The organism is Cobetia sp. SIMBA_158, assembly GCF_046566945.1.
GTDB lineage: Bacteria > Pseudomonadota > Gammaproteobacteria > Pseudomonadales > Halomonadaceae > Cobetia > Cobetia amphilecti.
Genome location: NZ_JAWJYL010001080.1, coordinates 1 through 236, shown reverse-complemented (window position 1 = coordinate 236; position 236 = coordinate 1). Strand labels below are relative to the sequence as shown.

The window sequence follows — 236 nt, the reverse complement described above, 5'->3', positions numbered from 1 at the left end:
CTCAGCAGCACCCCCCGCCACCGCGCCTGCAGATCCTCCTCGCTGGTGCCGCGCTCCCTACCGGCGAAGCTCTCCGCCAGGGTCTCGGTGAAGGCCTCGACCCTCGGCGCGATGGGCATCACCTCGTAATTCACGCCCAGCAGCCTGGCCGGCTCGGCGGCGTCTCCCTTGGAAATGTCTGCGGTGTAGTGCTACGGCATCAGCACGGCGTGCACGCGGTCCGCGCCCAGCGCATC

General features: G+C 69.9%; 1 pseudogene. It reads right to left on the bottom strand.

Features of this window, described 5'->3' with window-relative positions:
- Window positions 1-236 (bottom strand): annotated as a pseudogene (locus R2R70_RS23105) (NAD+ synthase); the annotation flags it as partial.